The sequence below is a fragment of the Aeromonas sp. HMWF016 genome (assembly GCF_963878195.1).
GTDB classification, from domain to species: Bacteria; Pseudomonadota; Gammaproteobacteria; order Enterobacterales; family Aeromonadaceae; genus Aeromonas; species Aeromonas lacus.
Genome location: NZ_CAWNWX010000112.1, coordinates 40,781 through 61,322, shown reverse-complemented (window position 1 = coordinate 61,322; position 20,542 = coordinate 40,781). Strand labels below are relative to the sequence as shown.

The 20,542-nt window shown below is 59.4% G+C and carries 22 protein-coding genes, 1 tRNA gene and 1 other annotated feature; of the genes, 12 read left to right on the top strand and 11 right to left on the bottom strand.

What is annotated here, in order from left to right; all coding sequences use genetic code 11:
- Nucleotides 1-81: 81 nt before the first annotated feature.
- The gene (locus tag AACS24_RS19205) at nt 82-483 is read left to right on the top strand and encodes a VOC family protein (RefSeq protein ID WP_033114181.1); all 402 of its coding nucleotides are present in this window, start codon (nt 82-84) and stop codon (nt 481-483) included.
- Between the two features lie 55 nt (nt 484-538).
- Here the strand turns inward: AACS24_RS19205 and AACS24_RS19200 are convergent, their stop codons facing one another.
- From AACS24_RS19200 to AACS24_RS19185, 4 genes are all read right to left on the bottom strand, one after another.
- Nucleotides 539-2,017, bottom strand: coding sequence for a carboxypeptidase M32 (locus AACS24_RS19200; RefSeq protein WP_108571681.1), 1,479 nt, complete (start codon nt 2,015-2,017; stop codon nt 539-541).
- 39 nt (nt 2,018-2,056) lie between these two features.
- Nucleotides 2,057-2,638: a DNA endonuclease SmrA gene (gene smrA / locus AACS24_RS19195; RefSeq protein WP_108571680.1), complete on the bottom strand. Its 582-nt coding sequence runs from the start codon at nt 2,636-2,638 to the stop codon at nt 2,057-2,059.
- A 146-nt stretch (nt 2,639-2,784) separates the two neighbouring features.
- Nucleotides 2,785-2,934 carry a DUF3149 domain-containing protein gene (locus tag AACS24_RS19190; protein WP_071912328.1) on the bottom strand — a complete coding sequence of 50 codons (150 nt, stop codon included), beginning with the start codon at nt 2,932-2,934 and terminating at the stop codon, nt 2,785-2,787.
- Nucleotides 2,935-3,068: 134 nt separating this feature from the next.
- Nucleotides 3,069-3,959: a TraB/GumN family protein gene (locus AACS24_RS19185; protein WP_108571679.1), complete on the bottom strand. Its 891-nt coding sequence runs from the start codon at nt 3,957-3,959 to the stop codon at nt 3,069-3,071.
- A gap of 86 nt (nt 3,960-4,045) precedes the next feature.
- Here AACS24_RS19185 and AACS24_RS19180 point away from each other — a divergent pair, with 86 nt between their 5' ends.
- Nucleotides 4,046-4,378 (top strand): DUF1904 family protein, encoded by a 333-nt coding sequence (locus tag AACS24_RS19180; protein WP_108571678.1) that lies wholly within the window; start codon nt 4,046-4,048, stop codon nt 4,376-4,378.
- A gap of 34 nt (nt 4,379-4,412) precedes the next feature.
- Here the strand turns inward: AACS24_RS19180 and AACS24_RS19175 are convergent, their stop codons facing one another.
- The 6 genes from AACS24_RS19175 to AACS24_RS19150 all read right to left on the bottom strand — a co-directional run bounded on the left by AACS24_RS19175 (nt 4,413) and on the right by AACS24_RS19150 (nt 11,718).
- Nucleotides 4,413-5,240, bottom strand: coding sequence for an SDR family oxidoreductase (locus tag AACS24_RS19175; RefSeq protein ID WP_033114186.1), 828 nt, complete (start codon nt 5,238-5,240; stop codon nt 4,413-4,415).
- A 122-nt stretch (nt 5,241-5,362) separates the two neighbouring features.
- Entirely contained in the window at nt 5,363-6,802 is a 1,440-nt protein-coding gene (locus AACS24_RS19170) for an OprD family outer membrane porin (protein ID WP_033114187.1), read from the bottom strand.
- Nucleotides 6,803-7,302: 500 nt separating this feature from the next.
- Nucleotides 7,303-9,240 carry a methyl-accepting chemotaxis protein gene (locus tag AACS24_RS19165; protein WP_108571677.1) on the bottom strand — a complete coding sequence of 646 codons (1,938 nt, stop codon included), beginning with the start codon at nt 9,238-9,240 and terminating at the stop codon, nt 7,303-7,305.
- Nucleotides 9,241-9,357: 117 nt separating this feature from the next.
- Nucleotides 9,358-10,242 carry a DMT family transporter gene (locus tag AACS24_RS19160; RefSeq protein ID WP_108571676.1) on the bottom strand — a complete coding sequence of 295 codons (885 nt, stop codon included), beginning with the start codon at nt 10,240-10,242 and terminating at the stop codon, nt 9,358-9,360.
- A gap of 194 nt (nt 10,243-10,436) precedes the next feature.
- A tRNA-Arg gene (locus tag AACS24_RS19155) sits at nt 10,437-10,513 on the bottom strand.
- Nucleotides 10,514-10,563: 50 nt separating this feature from the next.
- Nucleotides 10,564-11,718 (bottom strand): flagella assembly protein FlgT, encoded by a 1,155-nt coding sequence (locus tag AACS24_RS19150; protein WP_108571675.1) that lies wholly within the window; start codon nt 11,716-11,718, stop codon nt 10,564-10,566.
- A 218-nt stretch (nt 11,719-11,936) separates the two neighbouring features.
- On the opposite strand from AACS24_RS19150, the gene AACS24_RS19145 reads away from it, so the two are divergent.
- Nucleotides 11,937-12,557 carry a FlgO family outer membrane protein gene (locus tag AACS24_RS19145; protein WP_181364235.1) on the top strand — a complete coding sequence of 207 codons (621 nt, stop codon included), beginning with the start codon at nt 11,937-11,939 and terminating at the stop codon, nt 12,555-12,557.
- Between the two features lie 10 nt (nt 12,558-12,567).
- Entirely contained in the window at nt 12,568-12,993 is a 426-nt protein-coding gene (locus tag AACS24_RS19140) for an LPP20 family lipoprotein (protein WP_033114192.1), read from the top strand.
- A gap of 354 nt (nt 12,994-13,347) precedes the next feature.
- On the opposite strand, the gene pheA is transcribed toward AACS24_RS19140, so the two are convergent.
- Nucleotides 13,348-14,520 carry a prephenate dehydratase gene (pheA, locus tag AACS24_RS19135; protein ID WP_108571673.1) on the bottom strand — a complete coding sequence of 391 codons (1,173 nt, stop codon included), beginning with the start codon at nt 14,518-14,520 and terminating at the stop codon, nt 13,348-13,350.
- 38 nt (nt 14,521-14,558) lie between these two features.
- Nucleotides 14,559-14,680, bottom strand: a sequence feature (Phe leader region).
- A 170-nt stretch (nt 14,681-14,850) separates the two neighbouring features.
- On the opposite strand from pheA, the gene AACS24_RS19130 reads away from it, so the two are divergent.
- From AACS24_RS19130 to AACS24_RS19095, 8 genes are all read left to right on the top strand, one after another.
- A complete protein-coding gene (locus tag AACS24_RS19130) occupies nt 14,851-15,462 on the top strand; it encodes an HAD family hydrolase (RefSeq protein WP_108571672.1) in 612 nt (203 codons plus the stop codon).
- Between the two features lie 18 nt (nt 15,463-15,480).
- Nucleotides 15,481-15,759 carry a DUF6482 family protein gene (locus tag AACS24_RS19125; RefSeq protein WP_033114194.1) on the top strand — a complete coding sequence of 93 codons (279 nt, stop codon included), beginning with the start codon at nt 15,481-15,483 and terminating at the stop codon, nt 15,757-15,759.
- 87 nt (nt 15,760-15,846) lie between these two features.
- Entirely contained in the window at nt 15,847-16,683 is an 837-nt protein-coding gene (locus tag AACS24_RS19120) for a 7-cyano-7-deazaguanine synthase (protein ID WP_033114195.1), read from the top strand.
- Nucleotides 16,684-16,780: 97 nt separating this feature from the next.
- On the top strand, nt 16,781-17,353 hold the full coding sequence (locus AACS24_RS19115) for a DUF3157 family protein (RefSeq protein WP_108571671.1): 573 nt from the start codon (nt 16,781-16,783) through the stop codon (nt 17,351-17,353).
- 173 nt (nt 17,354-17,526) lie between these two features.
- Nucleotides 17,527-18,183: an autotransporter outer membrane beta-barrel domain-containing protein gene (locus AACS24_RS19110; protein ID WP_108571670.1), complete on the top strand. Its 657-nt coding sequence runs from the start codon at nt 17,527-17,529 to the stop codon at nt 18,181-18,183.
- A gap of 172 nt (nt 18,184-18,355) precedes the next feature.
- Nucleotides 18,356-19,303 carry a YbgA family protein gene (locus tag AACS24_RS19105; RefSeq protein WP_108571669.1) on the top strand — a complete coding sequence of 316 codons (948 nt, stop codon included), beginning with the start codon at nt 18,356-18,358 and terminating at the stop codon, nt 19,301-19,303.
- Nucleotides 19,304-19,449: 146 nt separating this feature from the next.
- Entirely contained in the window at nt 19,450-20,337 is an 888-nt protein-coding gene (locus AACS24_RS19100; protein ID WP_108571668.1) for a MerR family transcriptional regulator, read from the top strand.
- Nucleotides 20,334-20,542, top strand: a 209-nt coding sequence (locus tag AACS24_RS19095; RefSeq protein WP_258223000.1) for a deoxyribodipyrimidine photo-lyase, incomplete at its 3' end; no start/stop codon positions are given. The genes AACS24_RS19100 and AACS24_RS19095, both read left to right, overlap by 4 nt.

Here is a 20,542-nt window from a genome sequence, read left to right as displayed (position 1 = left end):
CGCGGAATGTGCGCTGAAACAGGTGAAGGTCATGCGCAACTGTGCGAAGGTGGTTGGGCCTTTATCACCGAGGATTGCACTATGCCAGGTCCCGCCCGTGCCGGCGCCCTGATCTACGCCAGGGAACCGGGCTTGCTGAGCCACTTTTATCGAACCTTGCTGCAGATGGAGATCCGCAGTCAGAGCGAGCAGCTGATCGTGCTGGAGAACGGTGACATCCAGCTGCTTGTGCATGCCATCCCCGAGCCCTATATCGGACAGGTCGTTATTACAACGCCGCCAGCGCTGCGCGAGCAGGGGGCCATCAAGCTCTTCTTTACCGTGCCAAGCCTTGCGTGGGCGGAGGCGAAAGCGGCGGATCTCGGTGGCGGCTTGCTGCCGCAGCAGTGGTCCGGGCCTGGGTTCGTGGTGCGCAATGCGTTTGACCCGGAGGGTAACATCTTGCAACTGCGCGAGTTTTTGAACGCGCAGGATCCACTCTGACACGGATCGTTTGCCAATAAAAAACGGGGCCTTGTCGCCCCGTTTTTTATTGCTGTCACCTCAGATAGCGCTGTTCCAGATGCTGGCGCAGCCAGTGCGGGTTCAGCGCCTCGCCGGTAGCGCGGCTGATCAGCTCATCCGTGCTGTAGCTGCTACCCTGCGACCAGATATGGCGGCCGAGCCAGGCGAAGATCTCCGGCAGGCGGCCTGCGGCGATCACCTCACTCATGCTGCCGAGCTCTTTCTCCAGCGCAAAGCGCAGCTGCGCGGCATACATGGCGCCGAGCGTGTAGCTCGGGAAGTAGCCGAAGGAACCGTCAGTCCAGTGGATATCCTGCATGCAGCCATTGCGGTAGTTGCCCTTGGTGGAGAGCCCCAGCCACTGCTGCATCTTCGCATCCCACAGTTCGGGGATGTCTGCTACTTCGATCCGCCCTTCTATCAGATCGCGCTCCAGCTCGTAGCGCAGGATGACGTGGGCAGGATAGGTCACCTCATCCGCATCGACCCGGATAAAACCGGGTTCGACCCGGCTGTAGAGTCTGGCGAGATTGGTCGGGCTCAGGGCCGGCTGATCGCCGAAATGGGCGCGAATATGGGGCGCCAGCAACGAGAGGAAGGCGGGATCGTGGCCGAGCTGCATCTCGCAAAACAGGCTCTGGCTCTCGTGAATCGCCATGGAGCGCGCCTCGGCAACCGGCTGCCCCGACAGCTGGCGTGGCAAGCCTTGCTCGTAACGGGCGTGGCCGGTTTCATGGACTATGCCCATCAGGCTGGAGATGAACTCCTGCTCGTTGTATCGGGTGGTGATGCGCACATCGGTCGGTACACCGCCGCAGAAGGGGTGACTGCTCACATCGAGCCGGCCGTGGGCAAAGTCAAAACCGAGCAGCCCCATTACCTCCTGACCGAGCGCCTGCTGGGCGGCGATGGGGAAGGGGCCTTGCGGCAGCAGTACGGACTCTTCCTTCTGCCGCTCGCTGACCTGCTGGATAAGGGGCGGCAGCCAGCGGGCGAGATCGCCGAAGATCTGATCCAGCCGCTCGCTGGTCATGCCCGGCTCATAGAGTGCCAGCATGGCGTCGTAGGGGCGCACGCCGAGCTTGTCTGCCCGCAAACGTGCCACCTCGCGGGAGAGCTTCACCACCTCTTCGAGATTGGGGGAAAAACCGGCCCAGTCGTTGTTTTTGCGCTGGCTGCGCCAGGCGTGCTCGCACTTGCTGCCGGCGAGCGACAGCGCCTCGACCAGCTCGCCGGGCAGCAGGCTGGCATCCTGCCACTGGCGCTTGATTTCGCGCAGGTTGGCGCGCTGCACCTCGTCCAGCTGCTCGCTCTCTGCCTTGGCAATCCAGTCGCCAAGTTCCGGGGCTGTGCGCTTGTGGTGGATGATGAGGCCGAGCTCGGCCAGCGCTTCGGCACGCGCCTCATTGCCCCCTTCCGGCATCATGGCAGCGCGATCCCAGCCACAGATGGCGGAGAGGTGGTTGAGGCGGTGTAGCTGTTGCTGGTGCTGTTCAAGTTTCTGGTATGACATGGTGTTGTCCTTGTGATCGTCCCTGACGGGCGCCCGGGATCAGCCGAGGCGCTTCTGGTGGCGTTCGCGGTTTTCCGCTTTCTTGCGCTCGCTCTTGCGCAGCAGCACATAGAGGGCACCGCTGCCGCCGTGGCGGCGCTCGGCGCTGTGGATGGCCATTACCGCCGGCAACTGCGGCAGCCAGGCGCTGACATAGCTTTTCAGCAGGGCGCGCGGCGTGCTGCGCTCCCCCTTGCCGTGCAGGATCAGCAGGCAGCGGATATCGCGCTGCTCGCAATCGGTGATGAACTGCACCAGCGTCTGGCGCGCTTCATTGAGCGTTTTCTGGTGCAGGTCCAGGCTTGCCTGTAGTTCGTATTTGCCGAGCCGCAGCTTTTTGTAGACCCCTTCTTGTACGCCATCGCGCTTGAAGCCGGTGATCTCGTGCGGGTCGAGCATCTCGATCGCCTCCATGGTGAGGTGATCGAGCGCCAGCTGCTCGGCAGTGGCGGCCTGACGACGGGCCAGCTGAGCTTCTGTCGGGGCGGATTTTCCCCCCTGGGGATGGATATTGTCGCTGCGAATGGGCCTGACATCGGCCACTTCATTCAGAAAAAGCGAGAGTTCGTCGCTATGTGACACGGCAGGCTCCCCATATGAAACAAAGTGGGGGACATTATAGCGGTGCCAGCCGATCCGCAAAACGATCGTCCGGTTTAATAGCGCGGGGAGGGATGAACCGGGGGCCGGAGACGAAACAGGCGGCCAGTTGCTGCCGCCTGTGGGGGTTACTTCTCTGCTTTGGGTGGTTGCGAGTGCATCACCTTGTAGATGAAGTAGGCAGCGTAAGAGCTGATCAGGATGAAGGTGCCGATAATCACCATCATCGACATCAAGCCCACGCTGTTGCCAAACATCAGATCCAGCCAAAAGTCCATTTCATTGCTCCTGTCACCCGGTGGATGACAGGCATCATAAATACCCCTTTATCTGCAGGGAGATGATCCCGATCAACTCCCTATGAGATTGTTTTATGACCAGTGACAAACTGTGATGAATCTCACTCGAATCCTTATTTGGTGCTTTGCAGCACGGTTGGCGTGGTCAGCAGAGTGACGCGCCACCCCTGCTGCTCCAGCAGCGCCAGCAGTCCCTGCTCGCCGTAAAGATGCAGCGCGCCGACCACAATAAAGCTCTCGTTGGGCAGGGTCTGCCACTTTGCCAGCCAGTTGTGGTTGCGCTCTGCCAGCAGGGTTTGCTCCATCCAGCTCTGCAGGGCGGGCGGTGCCATCTCCTCCTTGAGCAGATTGATAAGCGTTGCCTCGTCCCCTTGCTGCCACGCCTTCATCACGGCGGCGAAGCCGGTGTCGAGCATTGGCAGTTCGTCGAGGGTGCTGGAGAGCATCAGGGTCTGGTTGTCACCCACGCTGGCAAGATAGCCGAGCTGCTCCAGCAGGGTCTCGAAGCCCACCACGGGTTTGCCCTCTTTGGCGGCCAGTGCGGCAAAGTGTTGATCTATCCCGAGCTCGCTCTTGAAGTCGGAGCGGGCCATGGCGGCCTGCGTCAGGGTGATGGCAACAAACCAGGGGCGCAGCGGGGCGAGCGCAGCTTCATTGAGGCCAAGACGCGCGCCAGCCATCAGGGTGCGCTGGTAGAGCTCGGCAGGCAGATGCTCTTTGAGTGCCTTGCCATCTACCAGGCGGGTGAGAGAGCCCATCTCTTGCCACTGCTCTTGCGTGATGCTGTTCATGTCGACTTCCATCACCAGTACACGGCTCTGCAGCCAGGCCCGTTCGACAGCTTCCGGTAGCGGATAGAGGGAGGGCTTGCCCGCATGAATGGAGCCCAGCAGCCAGTGTTGCTGGTTGCCCTTGCTGATCTTGTAGAAGGCGGGATCGGCAAAGGCGCTGAGCGGCAGCAGCAGGCAGAGTAGAAAGGCAAACAGGGAGCGCTGGAATTTCATGGTGATCCTTATCCGGGCTGGTGACTTCTTTTCATCGCAGGAGACTCTATGATAAGTGCTCATTTCCGATAGCCAAGAGGTTTGCCATGCCCCATCTTCGTTTTCGTGCCGTTTCACTCGATACCCTCAAGGAGATCAGCGCGCCACTGCTTGCGGATCTCTGTGCCCTCACTGGTGGTAAGCCGGAGTTCGTCACCATGGAACGGGTCGAGAGCCACTGGGTTCGTGACGGTGAACTGGAGTCAGGTTTTCCGTTTGTCGAGCTGCACTGGTTTGCCAGGCCGCAGGAGCTGCAGGATGCGGCAGCAGGCCTTATCACCCGCCATCTGAAGGCGGCGTTGGGGGAACAAACCTATGTGGTAGTGCAGGTTTTCCCCATCGATAAAGGCGCCTACTACAGCAATGGCGAGCACTATTGAGCGAGGCGATGCAGGTCGTCGCCAGCGCAAGGGATCAGGCTGACTTTGCCAATAGCTTGTCGAGCCAGCGAGTGGGCAGGATCCGTCTTAGCAGGGCAAAAATTCTGGTCGGGGTGGTGACCGGATAGCGCGCTTTGGGGCGAGCGCTGGTCAGTGCATGGATCAGTGGTGGCAGACAGGCTTCGCTTGGCAGGGTAAAGCCGCGGGCGCCGCCCTCGCGCTCCAGCCGGTTGAGGGTCTGCTGGTAGGCAGCCTGATGGCGACTCTTGGTCGGGTCGATATGGCGCAGAAAGGCGGCGCGGGCATTGGCCCGAAAACGGGTATCGATGGGGCCCGGCTCAATCAGGCTGATATGGACGCCGCTGCCGGCCAGCTCGAGGCGCAGGGTATCCGAGTAACCCTCCAGCGCAAACTTGCTGGCGTTGTAGGCGCCGCGATATTTCATGGCGACCAGCCCCAGCACCGAGCTGTTTTGCACGATCCGCCCCTCTCTGGCCTCCAGCATGGCGGGCAGCACCTGACGAATGAGGTGATGCCAGCCAAACAGGTTGGTGTTGAACTGCTCGCGTAGTGCCTCGGTGGGCAGATCTTCCAGCGCCCCCGGTTGGCCATAAGCGCCGTTGTTGAACAGGCCATAGAGGCGACCTCCAGCAAGATGGAGTGCAGCACTGGCTCCGAGTTCGATGGAGGCGGGATCCGCCAGATCCAGCTGTACTGCCAGCAACCCCTGCTGCTGCAAGCGTTCCACATCCTCTGCCTTGCGTGCCGATGCGATCACGGTAAAGCCGTGCTGACCCAGCGCCTGCGCGGCAGCCAGACCAATCCCGCTGGAACATCCGGTGACAAGAACAAATCGGGGCATAGGGAGATCCTTGTGAGAGGGGCGACGGATGGAAAGTGGGAGTCTGTCAGCATGTTAACCTGCTGATCGGGGAAAAGAAAACCGGGCCAAGTGGCCCGGTTTGCTGACATCGTATTGCCTGATTACATGATGGTAAACGGCATGATGATGTGGAATTTGACGTCGTGTTCGGATTGGAACATGTTCGGATAGTACCAGTTTCCTTTCTCATCCTGCATGTTGTTGTAATCGGTGTAGTGCAGTTTGAACAGAGTGCCTTTCAACTTGCCATCCTGCACGGTATACATGACGTCAAAGTTGGCTGCCCACTCTTTGCCATCCACACGGGTGCTATTGCCATTTTCGGCATCCCAGCCATAGGCACCGGATACACCAACAGACCAGCCAGGGGCACCTACCAGATCATCCAGAGAGCGAGTTACACCGGCAAACAGTGCTTTCTCGTTGTTTTCGTTCCAGTCTGAGCGGGAGTCCCACCAAATTTCGTTGGCACCCTGGGAGTTGCCGTAGCCTTTGGTCAGACGGGGCAGGTAGTTCCCCATGTCACCTTCAGCTTTAGTCCACAAGCCTTCCAGGCGGAAACCATAAGGACCCATGGCCCAAGCGGCAGTCAGAGCTTGCTGCCATGCAAGACCGTCATAGTCAGTGTTGTCAGTTTCGGAACCGTAGAACTGATAACTGGTGGTGAGGCCACCCAGCACGTCAAACTTGTGAGCCAGTTTGAAGTGGTAGCTGTCCATGTAGCCTTCAGACTGACCGAAAGAGCCGGTAACGGCAGTGCCATTCTCAAAGGTATAGCGAGCAGCCAGGGCGTGGATGTAGTCGATCTGGTTTTCATCAGAGTACTGGGTAGCAGCACCGGCGTAGTTGCCAGCTTTGGAGAAGCCGTTGGTATCTTTGAACCAGGGGGCCTTGTACTCGTCAGCGATGGCATAGGTCAGGTAGAGGCCGCCGAAGTTGCCTTCAATCTGGCCACCACGATAGGTACCTGGCTGATAGGACCAGTTAACACCCATTACGCCCGGAACATAGAGCTGGGTCAAACCACCCTTGGCAGTCAGTGCTCCGTCCAGGAATTTCAGTTTCAAAGCAGCATTGGAGAGACTGGCACCATTTTCGGAGAGACCATCCCCTTGTGACCAGCTGTTGCCCCAGAAGGAGAACTCGTTCTCTTCGTTGACACCGTTGCTTTCGTCAACAGCAAGGTTGGCAGCAGCGAAGCCACCTACATCAACACCGATCATGTCCCATGCATAGCCGGAGTTGAAGTTCAGTGCTACCTGTGCAGTAGAGTGGCTGAGGTTGGTATGATACTTGCCATCTTGGGCAGGTACATATTTGCCATCGTCATCGTAGTGGGCTTCTTGGCCCTGTTTGCGGTCACGTTCACGCTGGAAGTAGAAAATACCACCAGTCAGCTTGGAATCATTGACGAAGGCTTCGTAGGATTTGCCGTAGGTTGGGCTCATCATGTCCTGAGCTGCCAATGCCATACCGGGTGCTACCAGAGCGGCTACCACAGCGGCACTCAACGCGGCGCGCTTGAAGATCACTTTTTCCATTTTGTATTGCTCCTGATTTTATGGACTTAGCTTTTTTGTTCCGGCAGTCGGCATCTGGCCTACCGCTCGGTATTGGCATTGCAATCAAAACCCCGCAGGGCAAAAAATCGTTCAGTTTGATGTCTGCGACCCCGATGTCTTGGCACATCTGTGGCACTGCAGTTCTGTTCATCACTCTTTGTATTTTTATGTTCCGATTCTTGGCTATCGGACAATCACAAGAGTACGTTCGCGGTGCGAAATATCAATGAAAAGTTCCCGCCAAGTTTCAAAAGTATGACAGAGTGCAAATATTCATTGCGTCGAGGCGAAGGGCTCTCATTCCACGTCATGCGGCCATGAGAGCCATTTTCAATGGGTTGCAGAATGAGGTGGGGTGCGAGCAGGGCGACGGCCTGTCTGTGGTCAATATTAACCTGCAGGTAACAGATAATTTTGCGCAACAAAAAAACTCTCCCGCTGACAGGCGAGAGAGGGGCGGGGCTGTTAGCGCGCAATATTCAATTTGGCTGACCCAGGATCAGCGGGATCTGGCGGGCCTGATAGTGAATGTGGGAGGAGACCTGCACCGAGAGCTGGTTGACCTGACTGGCATGCTGATGAATGCGGGCGATCAGGTCGGCAAAGCTGGCCAGTTTGTGCTCCTGACTTTTGGCATTGTCGGCGCCTTGCAGGGCGATCACTGCGGTATTGCGGGCTATCTCCCGCACGGCCTGGGTGGTTTCCCGGAGTCGCTCGGCCTGCTCGCGCTGGCTGTTTGCCTCGCTGGTGATGCGGTCGAGCACGGTTCCAAGCTGGTTGCCTGACTGGGTCAGTCGCCCGAGGATCTCGGTGATCTGGTTGAGCGAGCGCTGGGTGTTGGCAGAGAGATGGCGCACCTCATCGGCTACCACGGCAAAACCGCGCCCCTGCTCGCCGGCACGGGCGGCTTCGATGGCAGCATTGAGGGCCAGCAGGTTGGTCTGCTGGGCGATGTGGCCAATCACGTCGACGATGGCGGTCACGTCGCTGACCGAGCGTTTGAGCGCCTGCAGTGCTTCGCCGCTCTCGTCGATGGCAAGTCCGGTCTGGGTGGTCGCATGCAGCATGCTGCCAACCAGTCCTTCACTCTGGCTCATGGCCTGTTCGTTGTGGCTGGCATGGCGGGCTATCTCGGCCGCTACCTGATGCACCTCGCCAGCCAGCTGATTGAGTTCTCCCATCATCTGGCCGCTTTCATCGACGACCTGCTCGGTGGTGCGGGTGCTCTGGTGGATCTCCTCTACCTGGCTCACCATCCCCTGCAGGCTGGTTGAAACCGCCGAGAGTTGCCCCGCTTTCTGCTGCTGATCCTGTTGCAGGCGGCCAATCAGGCGGTTGTAGCTGGCGACTATGTCTCCCAGCTCGTTGTGCTCGCCAGCAGCAGGCAAGGGTTCCGCTTGCCCGGTGTTATCCAGCTGCAGAAAGGCGTGACGCAAGCGCAGCAAGGGGGCAAGCAGCCAGCGGCGCTGCACCAGCGCAAAAAGGAGGGCTACCGCCACCAGGATCAGCGCCAGCGTGCCGAGTATAGTGGCCAGTCTCTGGTTGACGGCTTGCCGTTCGCTGGCAATCGTGTCGCCCATCTCGCGGGTGAGCTGCACCATCCGGCTGATATCCTGCTGCACGGCATGGCGGGCAGCCTGCTGTTGCTGCAGCGCCATGCGGCTGTTGGCCAGCTCCTGTGGATAGCGCTTGATGAGTGATTGCACCTCGCTGCGCGGCTGATCACCTATCTCCTTGCGTTCAGGCTCTCCCAGAGTGAATTCGTCCGCCGCTGGCTGTTCATAGATGCCGAGCAGTGGCAGAGCTTGCAGCTGGTTCGCCTGCTTCGCCATCCCTTCCAGTTCGAGAGTGAGCCCTTCCAGCAGTTTGCTGCTTCCCTGCTCCATGTAGCTTTGGCGCTGGTGACCGAGCTGCGACAGGCTGGCCAGAATCTCCGAGGCTGCCAAGCGGTATTGCCGGGCAGCATCGGCCTGTTCCCCGCCTTCACCCTGTTCTCCGTAGCGCAGCATAGCCAGCGCCTGACTGGCGATCTCGTTCTCGGCATTTTGCAACAGCAACTGGCTGTTGCCGGAGAGCTTGCCCGCCGCCTGATAGTCGTGCTCGATGCGCTTGCCCATCTCCTCCAGCTGATGCTGCAGAGGGGCGGCTATCTCTTGTGGCTGATTTGCCAGCGCAACCAGAACCTGTGTGCGGATCTTCTCTGCGGCGGCCAGTTGCTGGGGATCGCCTGCGGCGAGGTAGTCACGCAGGCTGTTTTGCAACGCGACCGTGACCTGTTGTTGCAGCGCCTCATGTTGTCGTTGAGTCTGCTCGGTCTGTGCCAGCTGTTGCCACCCCCGGTAGAGCGCCAGCGCCTCGCCTCCCGCGACCAGCAGTAGAACAAAGGAGGAGAGGGTGACGTAGTGGGCAATTTTCACGATGTTGTTCCTGTCAGCTGTAGACCATCCATGGGGCATGGCCTGAGCCTAACGGGGAGTGATGGCGTTTTTATGACACCATTTTTACCGCATCGATTTTTGCCAGTGCAGCAGGGGTTAGCGGGCGGTAGAAATAGCTGAAGGCGCTTTTTTGCTCCGCATGCCGATCAGGGCGCCGCCCATGATCAGGGCGCCAGCCAGCAGATGGCGCGAGGTCAGCTCCTCTCCGTTCAATGTCACCAGCAGCAAGGTACTCAGTAGCGGGGTCAGGTAGGCAAGGGCGCCGATCCGGCGCGGATCGCCGTCTCGCAGTGCCAGGTACCAGGTAACGAAGGCCGCCCCCATGGGGCCAAGGGCCAGCCCGATGATGAGGCTCCAGTCGCTGGCCTGGATCTGTGCCAGTGGCAGAGGCCCCTCCAGCAGATGGGCGAGCAGCAGAGCCAGCACGCCGGCCGGCAGACAGGCTGCTGCAGTGACCACGGCAGGCGCCGGTGGTAGACGACGCGACAGTACCGAGTAGGCGCCCCAGATGATGGCTGCACCCAGCGCTAGCAGATAGCCGGGCAGATAGGCTTGCTGCAGTTGCAGCTCGCCATCGACCATCACCAGCATGGAGCCAGCCAGACCGCAGATCCCTGCCAGAATGTGGCGAAGGTGGAGGGGATGATTTGGCAGCAACAGCGGGGTGAAGAGGATGATGCAGAGCGGCCAGAGGTAGTTGATGAGGTTGGCTTCAAGCACCGGGGCGTGGCGAAAGCTCATAAAAAGCAGCAGATGATAAAAGAGCAGGGCTGTGATGGTAATCAGCCAGGTGAGCGGGCTGGCCCGCCACTGGCGCCAGAACGGCAAGGCACCGGCCCCGCAGAAAAACAGCACCAGTCCCACCAGAACGAGCGGTGACACGCTGACAATACGCGACGTCAGTGCCGCCAGCGAAGCCCACAGCACAATGGTCAGCAAGGCAAAACCGGTGGATCTATCCCACCAGGAACAACCGGACATCCAACACTCCTTTGCAAGATGAAGCTGCTGGCTTTGGGCTCGGGGCCCAGCCAAAGAGAGCCAGTCTATCAGAGAGAGTGCAAGCCCAGAATGCGGAAAGCAGAGGGCAATAACGGATGGGGGAGAAAGGATTTGCTGTCGCTAAAAACGACCAAGGGGCTGGCACCATGATGATGCCAACCCCTTGTTTTATATGGCGCTCCCGACTGGAGTCGAACCAGTGGCCTGTCCCTTAGGAGGGGACCGCTCTATCCTACTGAGCTACGGGAGCCTTGTGGCGGGCATTATACAAGAAGCAACTCCCTTTTAAACCCTTGATTCCTATTCCAATACTGCCAAATCCCCGTTCTGGATGTTGAACGGTGAATATTTGTTCTGGCTGCGGATGATGGCGCCGTCGTCGAATACCTGCACCACCTCGAACAGGCCGTCGGCCGGGTTGCGCATCATGCGGGACTTGCCGTAGGGGTCGATGAAGTCGGCATTGTGCTGGATCCGGAACTGGTCGCCGAGTTTGACGCCGTTGCGCCGGCCGAGATTGATGTAGGGGCCGCGTTCGTTCTGGCCGACCACCCGGGCGGTTACCGGGGCGCAGGTGAGCTGGGCCACCAGATCCTGAGCGGCCTGCTGCAGCTGGTAGTTGACCTCCTGACCGTAGCTCGATTGCCAGAACTGGCCGCTGTTGCTGCCCACCTGATCCCGTTTGCCGAAGGTCCAGGTGGCGCGCCCTTCATAGACCTTGCGGTTGATCAGGCTGCCGTTGATGCCGTCGAACAGGTAGAGCTGCATGCGAAAATTGCGGACGGGATCCTGAAACCAGCTGGTCAGCTGGTTGCCCTGTGGCTCGATGGAGAGATCGTCGATGCTGCCGAGCACCAAATATTGGCTGTCGGTGCGAAGGCTGAGGGCCTTGATCTCCTCGAGGGCGCTGCGATCCCCCTGTTGCAGGTGAAGCGGATCAATGCGCAGGTTTTCATCCAGCCACTGGCGCACCGCCACCCCTTGTTGGGCGTTGGCGAGGGTTTCGAACAGCCGGCGCGAGAGATTTTCCGGCATGTCGTCCATGGCGCCGTAGCTGGCCTGATCGGGGTAGCGCAGGCGTAGCCTGACCAGTGTCAAATCCTTGGCGAAGTGTTGGGTCTGGCAGATCTGGCGTTCGGCCTGAATGTCGGCCACCAGGGTGATGTACATGCGGCCATTGCGCACCTCTTCCCGTTTGAGGCGGTACTGGCGAATGTCACCGCCGGAGCGGATCTGGATCTGCTCGGATCGCAGGCTGCCATTTTCCAGACGCTGGACGCTGGAGACGGCGGCACCACTGGCCAGCAGCGCCTGACGCAGGGCATCGCGAGTCGCCTGTTCGCGGGCGTAGACTTCATCCCCCCCCAGAATGGCGGCACTGCCCTGCGCTTCGATAAGCTCGGCGCGGGCGCTCAGGCTGGCCAGCAGCAGGGTCAACAGCAGCGGTAATTTCATAGCAGATACCTTGATTAGGCGACTCGCAGCCTCTTCTCTTGAAGAGGGCATTGCGGGCCGACATGGATCACAACAGTTGTTCGATGGCGTTTTTCTGACCATCCGCCAGAGATTGGCTCAACAGCGAAGCTTTCAGCAAGAATCATGCCTCATTCCTGGCTCAAGGTTTGGCCGACGCGTCCGATAACAGATCAGGTGCAGATACAGGAAAGGTATCCATGAACAAATTCATCACGGCGTTGGCGCTCGCTCTGGCATTGGCTGGCTGCGGCTCCGACCCTATCAATCGGGATCAGGGTGATCCGCGTCAGGCGGCGCAGGGGATGGAGCTCAACTGGCTGGTAGCACGCATGACCGATCAGCTGATGGAGCGCAAATCGCTCTCCACCCTGACCGATCCCATCGCGGTAGCCTCTTTTGTCGATCTCGATACCCTGCAGGATACCAACTGGATGGGGCAGCAGATTGAGGAGAGCTTTATCTACGAGCTCAACCGTCGTGGCGAGGTGGTGGTGGACTTCAAACTGACCGGTAGCATCAAGGTGACGCCGCAGGGGGATTTTGTGCTGAGCCGCAACTACAAGGAGCTCTCCTCCCGACTGCCCATCTCCCGCATTCTGGTCGGCACCTTCAGCCGCAACAGCAAGGGGATCCTGGTCAACGCCCGCATCATCGACATGCGCACCAAGATGGTGGAGACCACGGCCCAGAGCCTGATCCCGCAAAAATATCTGTTCGGTGCCAACAACTCGTTTGGTCGGGCATCGATCAATCGCGGTTATCTGATGCGTGACAGTCAGGCCCGGCCGGGTGGTCATCTGGTCAACCTGACCCCATAAGGAGCGAGTCATGAAGATGTTGTTTGGTTGCCTGCTGGCTCTCTTGCTGACGGGTTGCAGCTACAACCGGGTGATGGATTACACCCAGGGTGGCAAGCCCGATGATTTTCCGGTGCTCAAGGCGGTGGGCTATGCGGTGATCGACATCCAGCCCGGCCCCTCCCAGTCGGAGAAGATGCTGCAAGCCATTCGTGCCTCCAAGATGGATGCTTACCGTGAACTTGCCGAGCAGCTCAATGGCCAGCAGGTGCGCGGCCAGAGCAGCTACCGCGATCTGACCCAGACCTCCAACTCGCTGGATGTGTCGGTGGCAGGCGTGGTGCGCGGTGCCCGGGTGGTGGCCTCCTATCCGCGCGGCAACACCTATGCCACCGAGATGGAACTCGATACCCGCGCCCTCTACAACATCAACCAGCTGATGGCCGGTCAGTTCTGATGTGAAGCGGTAGGCAGATGAGCCATCAAGGCGAGCCAGTGGCTCGCCTTGTTGTTATCCGGGGGAGGCATCGTGGTGGCGCGGGAGGTGTGAGAGGGCTTTTGATGGGCAATTTGACCCTCGCAAGGGCAGTTTGATAGTGCAAAATCGTCAAGTAATGGTGTATGACAATAGCCACTCATTTACTTTTTTAGAACAATAAATCGATTCCGGAGCGGCGAATTTCCTTCTCTGAGGCCCTTGCTGAGCCCTTGGTCTTGCCCTGACGGCAGAAAAAACAGAGGCGGGCATGATGCCCGCCTCTTGCCGATCCGGCTGCGTTATTTGCCCAACGGCACTATTTACCCATCACGACTATTTACCCATCAACACGGGTGGCACTGCGGTGGGTTTCACATCCTCGCTCGGGTAGCAGCCAAGCACCTTGATATAGCGGGTGATCTTGGTCAGCTCCACCAGTGCGGCCTGCATCGCCGAGGTCTGCAGGTTGGCGGAGACGTCCAGATAGAACATCTCTTCCCACGGGTTGCCCTGCACCGGACGGGACTCCAGCTTGGTCATGTTGATCTCGTGGCTGCGCAGTACCAGCAGCGCCTCCACCAGTGAACCCGGTTTCTGGGAGGTGGACATGATGAGGGTGGTCTTGGCCGGGATCTGCGGCGCCACATCGATGGGCTTGCGCGCCACTACGATAAAGCGGCTGTAGTTCTCTTTCTGGTTGGCAAGCTGCTCGGCCAGCACGTCCAGGCCATACAGTTCGCCGCCGGCTGCGCTGCCGATGGCCGCGGCCTCCGCGCTCGCCAGCTCTTTTACCTTCATCATGGCGCTGGAGGAGGAGTCGCAGATCTCGTGGCGCGCTCCTTCCAGCTTGCTCAGATAGTGGGAGCACTGCTGGAACACCTGTGGATGGGCATAGAAGGTCTTGATGCGGCCAAGCTCGGTCGGTACGGCGGTCAGGATGCAGTGCTCGATGGGATAGGTGAGCTCGCCGACGATGGAGAGGCTGGTGTGCTGCATCACGTCATAGACTTCGTTGATGGAGCCCGAGCTGGTGTTCTCGATGGGCAGCACGCCAAAGGCGGCGCGGCCCGACTCCACCGCATCCAGCACTTCGCGGAAGTTCTGGCAGTTCACCTCGATCACCTGATCCTTGTAGCGCGCCAGATATTTGCGAGCGGCGAGGCTGGAGTAGGAACCGCGCGGCCCCAGATAGGCGACGCTGGTCATCGGCTCCTGCTGCTCCGGGTTGAGCAGGCTCTGCAGATAGGCCTGCTGGGAGAGCACCGAGTCCTCGATGATGGTGTGGTAGATGCGGGTGATGTACTGGGCATCCAGCCCCAGCACGCGCCCTTTCTGGATCAGGGCGACCAGCAGCTCCTGCTCCCGCTGGTGGTCACGGATGGGACGGGGATTGGCCTGTTTGGCTCGGGCCACCTCGATGCTGAGGGTCTTGCGTTTCGCCAGCAGGGCAAGCAGCTCCTGATCCAACCGGGTGATGTCTTGTCTGATCTCGTCGAGCGTTGCCATGATTGTTCCCTATCCAAGTAATCGATTGATATTAATGCAAAAAAAAACCTCCGCTAGGGGAGGCTCGATTCGTCTTTGCTTGCTGCTCACACGACGACAGGCCTTCCCTCAAGCGGGCCGGATAAACGAGAAAGCAAAGAAGAATGTTGGCTGCATGGTCAAAATCCTGATTGTAATGCCCTAACCATTAAGGGATTTGCCAGTCTGTTGCAAGTAAAACTTGCCCGCGGACGGGGATGGGGGCAGGGTATCCGGTTAAGAAAATGAGTATGGATGATGTTCCATTGACTCTGTTTTGACGACATCAACAGGATGGGGGAGGTGAAGACGATGGCGATTATTTTCGATCTGGGACGGGTGGTGGTGAGCTGGGATCCGGTGGGTATTGTGCGTTCGGTGCGTGGCCCGCAAGGGGCTGAGTCGCTGGCGGAACAGCTCTTTAACCACCCGGACTGGCTGGAGGTGGATCGGAGCACCATGTCGCTGCACACCATGGCTCGTCAGGCAGAGAGTAGAACCGGCCTGAGCGCCGCAGAAAACCTGGCGATTTTGCAGGCGGTGCCTCCTTCGCTGCTGCCAGATCCCGCTATGCTAACCTTGATGGCCGAGCTGCACGGAGCGGGCCATTCGCTCTATGCCCTCTCCAACATGGGGCACGCCAGCATCGACTGGCTGGAGCAGCATCAGGATTTCTGGCGTTTTTTCAGCGGCAAGGTGGTCTCGGCGCGGGTGCGGATGATGAAGCCGGAGCCGGATATCTATCGCTACCTGCTGGTGTCGTTCGATCTCAAGCCGGCAGAGTGCATCTTCATCGATGACAGCCCCGCCAACGTAGCGGCGGCAGAGGCCCTTGGCATCAGGGGCATGGTCTTCACCGACGCGGCGAGTTGCCGCCAGCAGCTGGTTGAGCTGGGCTGTTTGCCCGCCACCGGCAAGGGGTAATGCCCCTTTGGGAGCGTTATGGAGCATGGCCGGTTTCGCAATTGGCTCAGTCACTATCCTGAGTCGAGCCTGCTGATCGCCTGCAAGGATGGCAGCGGTTATCAACTATGCATCGAAGCGGAAGGGGAGTGCCTCTGCCTGACCGACAGCGAGGGAGGGCGCCTCACCTTCACCTCGCTGGAACAAGCTGAGGGTTTCCTTCGTGCTCACCAGATCCATCAGGCCCGGCTGCGGGTTTATGATGCCCAGAACGAGGATGTCGGGGCCGAATCGCAAGAGATAATTATCAAGTTTTAACCACAAATCCTGACCTTTTTAAGGGTCTATTCAGCTTGCCCGTTGCACAATGCCGGAACCTGTTGTTGATCCGCCGGAGCTGTTGTCATGGGTGCCAATGTCGTTCTATTGAATCAGGGATATGATCATGCGTTCCTGGCCCGCGAGCAGCAGATGCTTGAGCGGCTGGCCGGGTTTGAGGAGGTCGTGGTCTCTTTTTCCGGGCGACTGGAGTCCTGTTACAGCATCGACATGTGCCGTGCCAGCGGCGTGAAGATCCATGCCATCACCTTTGACAATCCGACCCGCAGCCGCAGCGAAGTGGCGCGAGCCCGCCGTTACTGCCAGCGCTACGGTATCGATCACTGGATTATCAAGACCGACGAAATGATCTTCTGTGATCGCCTGCCCCACATGGAGGGGTTGATCGATCCGGTGCGCCGCTTGCGTGAACATGTGGGGGCACATCCAAAGTGGAATCATCTCCCGCTGCTGGTGCCGGCGGCGCTGGAAGAGCGGGATGAGTATCTGGCTGAATTCGGTTCTCTGCCTGACCACACTATCTGGTTCTTTGCCGATAACCAGATGACCCGGCGGGATTTTCGCTATGGCTTCAACAAGCGCGAACTTGGTCGCTGGGGCAAGGGGGGCAATGGCTGCCTGAGCCATCGCTTCACCAATCCACGGTTGCTTGAGCAGCGTTACCTGCGGATGGTGGATCAAGCCGAGCAGATGCTGGCCGACATGGGGCTGGACGAGGCGCAGGTGTTTTTTCACACCCTCTCCGATTGCGGCATGACCCTGGCCCGGGTGCGTCTGCCTGAACACCAGCGGGCGCAGGCCTTTGATCTCCAGCCGGATATCCTGATGGCGCTCAAAGGAACCGAGTTCGATCTGGTGACCCTCGACATGGTACAGGAAGAGCGCCACGACCGGGCTATCTAGGTTCCTGTGACAGCGGGAACGTGAGTCCCGTCATAGGCAAGGAGGGGCGCGACTGTTTATACTGTCGCCCTTTCACCCGTTACCGAGTGTTCATGCCATGAAATCTTTCTCCCGTCTGCTGGTTGCTCTCTGTCTCTCGCCCGTGTTGGCGCAGGCTGCTCCTGTTACTCAGGTGACCCTGCCTGATGGTCGTCAGGTGCAACTGAACGATGACTTCACCTGGGAATATCTGGTGGTCAAGCCGGCCGAGCCCGTCAAGGCGCTGGCCGAAGGGGCGAAAGCAGGCGCAGTGGTCGCGGTAGCGGCCCCCGTGCTGACCGATCAGGCCAAGGCACACCCCGAATTGCTGTCACAGGCGGCGCGCGACGGGATTGTGGTCAAGCTCGACAAGGTTGAGGGGACCGATCCCCTGATGCTTACCTTTATGGTGGGCAATACCGGTACCCGCAATGTGGTTGGTGTCCGTGGCTGGGTCACGCTCTTCAGTCAGGAGGGGGTACAGCTCTCCCGTCAGGAGGCCCGTTTCTGGGTCGCCGAGAATCGTCTGCCGGAGACCTACCTGCGCAAGGGGCAGGAGCGTCCATCACTGGCACTCGAGGTTGCCCGTCCGGCCGGATTGACCGGTCAGCCGCTGGTGCGAGTCGAGATCGACGAGGTCGTCTTCCGCTGATTTTTACCGGCTGGCGTGAGCCTCACGCCAGCCATTTGTAACTCCTGTCATCATCCGCAATATCTGCTTACATCTGACATGATTTGGCAACAGCTTGCCGCTCGGCAACGCCATGCCTTCCTCGCACAATGACTCCATACCAGCTCGACGAGCTTATCAATGGAGTTAATGAGATGAAAAAGAGCGCTGTTTCCCTTCTGGTTCTGGCCGGTTTTGCTTCTACCTCTGCACTGGCACAGGATGCTTTCAGCTACGCCAAGGGCGCGGCTACCTGGGCTCACACCAAGTCTGATTTTCTCAAGTCCGATCAATTCGGCGGGGACTTCTCGCGGGATAATGGTGGCTCACGTGACTTTGGCGGTTTGACTCTGGACTTGTCCAAATCCTTTGCCGATCACTTCTACGGCCGTTTGCTTTCCGAGGGTACCTCAGCCCAGAGCGGCAATGACAGCATGGGCATCGGTAGCTTGGGTGTCGGTGTCTTTACCCCGCTCAGCACTGGCCTGAACCTCTACGGTGAAACCGGTGTGATGGGTTATACCCTGGAGCGAGAGGTGATGAGCAACGTTGACAATAAGGGTTGGGATGCAATTGTGCGCAAAAGCAGCGGCAGCATGTACGGCGAAGTGGGCCTGCGCTACGACATCGGCAATGTCGAGCTCTCCACTGCCTACCGCTACGCCAACATGACCGGCGATATGCACGACTTCAAAGTGGGCGGCGCCTACAAGCTCAACCAGAACTGGGCACTGACTGCCGACTACACCTACCGCAAGTGGGATGTGCAACAGGGTTCCATCTCCAGCCTGGGTGTGAAGTACAGCTTCTAATTTTCCGTACCTTAGTGTCTTGTGCTTGCCCATGGCGTTTGCCATGGGCTTTTTTGTTTTCCGGTGATCCTCTTTTTCTCCTTGTGTCGTATCAGTTGGCAATAGTTATACAACTTCCATTTCTTTGTATAACTGCTATAACTGAATCAATGCTTATACAAGGAGCGTCATCATGTACAAGATTAAAGTCGGTATCAGTGCCTGCCTGCTGGGACAAGAGGTGCGTTTCGACGGGGGCCACAAGCGCTCCAGCTTCTGCGAACGGGATCTTGGCGCTCACTTTGACTATCACCCCGTCTGTCCCGAGATGGCTATCGGCCTCGGGGCACCCCGCGCCGCCATCCGGCTGGTCAAGCGCCATGGCGAGATCCGTGCCGAGGCGAGCAACGGCAGCTTCGACGTCACCGAAAAGCTGATTGCCTTCAGCGAGCAGAAAGCCCGTCAGCTCGACTTTATCTCCGGTTATATCCTCTGTGCCAAATCCCCCAGCTGTGGTATGGAGCGGGTGAGAATTTATGGCGCCAACAATGAGGGGAGTGCCAAGGAGGGGATCGGCCTGTTTGCCAAGGCGTTGATGGAGGCCAACCCCCTGTTGCCGGTCGAAGAGGATGGTCGCCTGTGCGATCCCATCCTGCGGGAGAACTTCGTGCTGCGGGTCTTTGCCTACCACGACTGGCAGCAGCTTTGCGCCCGCGGCATCACCGCCTCGGCGCTGATCCGCTTCCACTCCCGCTACAAGTATCTGGTGCTCTCCCATGCCACCACCCACTACCGGGCGCTCGGCAAGCTGCTCGGCAATCTGGGCAAGTCCGCCAACTTGCAGGAGGTGGCCGACAACTACATCAAGGGGTTGATGGCTGCACTGACCCTGCGGGCCAACCGTCGCAGCCACACCAATGTGCTGATGCACCTGCAGGGCTACTTCAAGCGGGTGCTGACCCCGTCCCAGAAGCAGGAGCTTGCCGATACCATCGACAAGTACCGCACCGGCATCTTCCCCTTGCTGGTGCCGCTCACCCTGATCCGTCACTACCTGCGCGAGTACCCCAATCCCTATCTCGCCGAGCAGGTTTATCTCAATCCGCACCCCGATACGCTCAAGCTGCGCTACGGGCTCTGAGAATGCTGTTTTGTGCGGTCGAGCAGGTCTATATCGACCATCATCCCAACACGCTGAAACTGCGTTACGGGCTCTGAATCCGTTCTGTTGCCCCGGTGCATGGCTTGCGCCAGGGCGCTTTACACCTCTGTTTGATGGACGTTGTCATGTCTGATTTATCGCAAGAAGTTGCTCCTCTGGCTGATGAGGGGATCTACCCCATTCGCGAGGTATCCCGTCTCACCGGCGTCAACGCCGTGACTCTGCGCGCCTGGCAGCGCCGCTACGGGCTGGTGCAACCGGCCCGTAGCGAAAAGGGCCACCGCCTCTACAGCGAGCAGGATATTCGCCAGATCGGCGAGATCCTGAGCTGGCTGGAGCGGGGGGTGAGTATCGGGCAGGTGAAGGGGCTCTTGAGTGAACCCCATTCCGAGCCGGTGAGCGATCACTGGCAGCAAACCCTGGAACAGTTCAGCCAGGCGCTGCTCGCCTTCAATCAGCGCAAGGCGGAGGCCGAGCTCAACGATCTGCTGGCGAGCTACCCGTTCGAGCTGGTACGCAGTCGGGTGCTGCAACCGCTGGTGGAGCGGCTGCTGGGACTGTGGCGTGAGCGGCCCGATGGCGAGCTGCTGCAACAGGTGTGGCTGGGCTGGCTCCATACCCGCTTCGCCCGCCACCTGATCGAGCAGGAGAAGGGGGGGCCGGTCACGCTGGCTAGCTGGGGACAGGTCGGCCCTCTCGATCTGGTCTGGGCCGCTTACGAGCTGATCGGTCAGGGCTATGAGGTGCAACTGCTGGGGGCGGTCGAACCTCGCCATGCCAGCCTGCTTGAGGGGCGTGCTGCCACCCCCTGGCTGGTGCTACTGGGGGCAGGGCTTGGCAAGCAGGAGCTGGCCGCCGGGTGGCCCGCCGGCACGCGCCTGTTTGGCGAGCTGGGGCGTCTCTACGATGATGAGTGGCTTAAAGCTCACGGCTGGCAGGCGAGCCTTGCCGAGCTGATGGCAGACGTACCAGTTGCGGCTGGCGCCAGCGGACGCGGGAGGAAAAAGTCATGAAGCTGGTCTGGTTGCGCAATGATTTGCGCCTTGCCGACAACCCGGCGCTACGGCATGCCTGCGCCGGTGATGAGCCGGTCGCCGCGCTCTTTATCATCTCCCCTACCCAGTGGCGGCAGCACAAAATGGCTCCTATCCGTCAGCGCTTTATGTTGGCGCAGGTGGATGAATTGGGCCGTGAGCTGGCGGCGCTCGGCATCCCGCT

Coding starts and splice junctions, on each gene's coding strand:
- AACS24_RS19150 (WP_108571675.1), bottom strand. CDS start 11,718: ATGAAATTACCGCTGCTGTTGACCCTGCTGCTGGCCAGCCTGAGCGCC.
- AACS24_RS19160 (WP_108571676.1), bottom strand. CDS start 10,242: ATGTCCGGTTGTTCCTGGTGGGATAGATCCACCGGTTTTGCCTTGCTG.
- AACS24_RS19100 (WP_108571668.1), top strand. CDS start 19,450: ATGTCTGATTTATCGCAAGAAGTTGCTCCTCTGGCTGATGAGGGGATC.
- AACS24_RS19200 (WP_108571681.1), bottom strand. CDS start 2,017: ATGTCATACCAGAAACTTGAACAGCACCAGCAACAGCTACACCGCCTC.
- AACS24_RS19130 (WP_108571672.1), top strand. CDS start 14,851: ATGGCGATTATTTTCGATCTGGGACGGGTGGTGGTGAGCTGGGATCCG.
- AACS24_RS19110 (WP_108571670.1), top strand. CDS start 17,527: ATGAAAAAGAGCGCTGTTTCCCTTCTGGTTCTGGCCGGTTTTGCTTCT.
- AACS24_RS19105 (WP_108571669.1), top strand. CDS start 18,356: ATGTACAAGATTAAAGTCGGTATCAGTGCCTGCCTGCTGGGACAAGAG.
- AACS24_RS19125 (WP_033114194.1), top strand. CDS start 15,481: ATGGAGCATGGCCGGTTTCGCAATTGGCTCAGTCACTATCCTGAGTCG.
- AACS24_RS19180 (WP_108571678.1), top strand. CDS start 4,046: ATGCCCCATCTTCGTTTTCGTGCCGTTTCACTCGATACCCTCAAGGAG.
- AACS24_RS19145 (WP_181364235.1), top strand. CDS start 11,937: ATGAACAAATTCATCACGGCGTTGGCGCTCGCTCTGGCATTGGCTGGC.
- AACS24_RS19115 (WP_108571671.1), top strand. CDS start 16,781: ATGAAATCTTTCTCCCGTCTGCTGGTTGCTCTCTGTCTCTCGCCCGTG.
- AACS24_RS19175 (WP_033114186.1), bottom strand. CDS start 5,240: ATGCCCCGATTTGTTCTTGTCACCGGATGTTCCAGCGGGATTGGTCTG.
- AACS24_RS19170 (WP_033114187.1), bottom strand. CDS start 6,802: ATGGAAAAAGTGATCTTCAAGCGCGCCGCGTTGAGTGCCGCTGTGGTA.
- AACS24_RS19190 (WP_071912328.1), bottom strand. CDS start 2,934: ATGGACTTTTGGCTGGATCTGATGTTTGGCAACAGCGTGGGCTTGATG.
- AACS24_RS19140 (WP_033114192.1), top strand. CDS start 12,568: ATGAAGATGTTGTTTGGTTGCCTGCTGGCTCTCTTGCTGACGGGTTGC.
- pheA (WP_108571673.1), bottom strand. CDS start 14,520: ATGGCAACGCTCGACGAGATCAGACAAGACATCACCCGGTTGGATCAG.
- AACS24_RS19120 (WP_033114195.1), top strand. CDS start 15,847: ATGGGTGCCAATGTCGTTCTATTGAATCAGGGATATGATCATGCGTTC.
- AACS24_RS19185 (WP_108571679.1), bottom strand. CDS start 3,959: ATGAAATTCCAGCGCTCCCTGTTTGCCTTTCTACTCTGCCTGCTGCTG.
- AACS24_RS19205 (WP_033114181.1), top strand. CDS start 82: ATGCCAGGTCCCGCCCGTGCCGGCGCCCTGATCTACGCCAGGGAACCG.